The organism is Bacillus sp. SIMBA_154, from assembly GCF_046536015.1.
GTDB lineage: Bacteria > Bacillota > Bacilli > Bacillales > Bacillaceae > Bacillus > Bacillus pumilus_P.
On record NZ_JAWJBV010000397.1, the window covers coordinates 1 to 258 of the forward strand.

General features: G+C 50.8%; 1 protein-coding gene. It reads right to left on the bottom strand.

Features of this window, described 5'->3' with window-relative positions; translation table 11 throughout:
- Window positions 1-258, bottom strand: a 258-nt coding sequence (locus R0K30_RS22525) for a hypothetical protein (protein ID WP_410613138.1), incomplete at both ends; no start/stop codon positions are given.

Sequence of the window (258 nt, forward strand, 5' to 3'; positions counted from 1 at the left end):
TGCTAACCGCGTCAGATACTGCTGGATGAGTTCTTCAGGCAAATATTGATCCGATGCCAGCCCCGGAGGCTGAGCTTTGGTGGGGGTCTGCTTCTGGGTATAACGTCGCTTCTGTTCTATCTGCTTATCTGTCATACCCTCAGTCATAGCCGCAAACGCATTGCGATCGTACTGGTTTACGTTTTGCAGACGCTCCATCAGGCTATTGGCGATAGCACCCGTAGCTGCACGTTCTAATTCCGTATTGTCGCCAATAAG